Source organism: Pseudomonas sp. SYWMCR5, from assembly GCF_057197165.1.
The window spans coordinates 1-1,993 of record NZ_JBXUNH010000020.1; the positions used below are offsets into that span (position 1 = coordinate 1).

The 1,993-nt window shown below is 52.6% G+C and carries 2 rRNA genes; both read left to right on the top strand.

The window, feature by feature from the left end:
- Nucleotides 1-1,727, top strand: a 23S ribosomal RNA gene (locus AC2CGW_RS25195); the annotation flags it as partial.
- 133 nt (nucleotides 1,728-1,860) lie between these two features.
- Nucleotides 1,861-1,976 (top strand): 5S ribosomal RNA (rrf, locus tag AC2CGW_RS25200).
- Nucleotides 1,977-1,993: the final 17 nt, after the last annotated feature.

Below are 1,993 nucleotides of genomic sequence, written 5' to 3' on the forward strand. Positions count from 1 at the left end.
TGGTGATGCGGTAGAGGAGCGTTCTGTAAGCCTGTGAAGGTGAGTTGAGAAGCTTGCTGGAGGTATCAGAAGTGCGAATGCTGACATGAGTAACGACAATGCGAGTGAAAAACTCGCACGCCGAAAGACCAAGGTTTCCTGCGCAACGTTAATCGACGCAGGGTTAGTCGGTCCCTAAGGCGAGGCTGAAAAGCGTAGTCGATGGAAAACAGGTTAATATTCCTGTACTTCCAGTTATTGCGATGGAGGGACGGAGAAGGTTAGGCCAGCCTGGCGTTGGTTGTCCAGGTTTAAGGTGGTAGGCTGAAATCTTAGGCAAATCCGGGATTTCAAGGCCGAGAGCTGATGACGAGCGCTCTTTAGAGTGCGAAGTGGTTGATACCATGCTTCCAAGAAAAGCTCCTAAGCTTCAGATAACTGGGAACCGTACCCCAAACCGACACAGGTGGTTAGGTAGAGAATACCAAGGCGCTTGAGAGAACTCGGGTGAAGGAACTAGGCAAAATGGCACCGTAACTTCGGGAGAAGGTGCGCCGGCGAGGGTGAAGGACTTGCTCCGTAAGCTCATGCCGGTCGAAGATACCAGGCCGCTGCGACTGTTTATTAAAAACACAGCACTCTGCAAACACGAAAGTGGACGTATAGGGTGTGACGCCTGCCCGGTGCCGGAAGGTTAATTGATGGGGTTAGCGCAAGCGAAGCTCTTGATCGAAGCCCCGGTAAACGGCGGCCGTAACTATAACGGTCCTAAGGTAGCGAAATTCCTTGTCGGGTAAGTTCCGACCTGCACGAATGGCGTAACGATGGCGGCGCTGTCTCCACCCGAGACTCAGTGAAATTGAAATCGCTGTGAAGATGCAGTGTATCCGCGGCTAGACGGAAAGACCCCGTGAACCTTTACTATAGCTTTGCACTGGACTTTGAGCTTGCTTGTGTAGGATAGGTGGGAGGCTTTGAAGTGGGGACGCCAGTTCTCATGGAGCCATCCTTGAAATACCACCCTGGCAACCTTGAGGTTCTAACTCAGGTCCGTGATCCGGATCGAGGACAGTGTATGGTGGGTAGTTTGACTGGGGCGGTCTCCTCCCAAAGAGTAACGGAGGAGTACGAAGGTGCGCTCAGACCGGTCGGAAATCGGTCGTAGAGTATAAAGGCAAAAGCGCGCTTGACTGCGAGACACACACGTCGAGCAGGTACGAAAGTAGGTCTTAGTGATCCGGTGGTTCTGTATGGAAGGGCCATCGCTCAACGGATAAAAGGTACTCCGGGGATAACAGGCTGATACCGCCCAAGAGTTCATATCGACGGCGGTGTTTGGCACCTCGATGTCGGCTCATCACATCCTGGGGCTGAAGCCGGTCCCAAGGGTATGGCTGTTCGCCATTTAAAGTGGTACGCGAGCTGGGTTTAGAACGTCGTGAGACAGTTCGGTCCCTATCTGCCGTGGACGTTTGAGATTTGAGAGGGGCTGCTCCTAGTACGAGAGGACCGGAGTGGACGAACCTCTGGTGTTCCGGTTGTCACGCCAGTGGCATTGCCGGGTAGCTATGTTCGGAAGAGATAACCGCTGAAAGCATCTAAGCGGGAAACTTGCCTCAAGATGAGATCTCACTGGGATCTTGAATCCCCTGAAGGGCCGTCGAAGACTACGACGTTGATAGGTTGGGTGTGTAAGCGCTGTGAGGCGTTGAGCTAACCAATACTAATTGCCCGTGAGGCTTGACCATATAACACCCAAGCAATTTGCTGTGCAGATTGCGGTGGTGAAGACGAAACGAACCGAAAGTTCGAAGCGACTCACAAAGATCACATATCCGAATTGGCTGGCGTGTCTGCAAAGACGCACTGGCAACCGAATTTCTTGACGACCATAGAGCATTGGAACCACCTGATCCCATCCCGAACTCAGCAGTGAAACGATGCATCGCCGATGGTAGTGTGGGGTTTCCCCATGTGAGAGTAGGTCATCGTCAAGATTCATTTCGCAAAACCC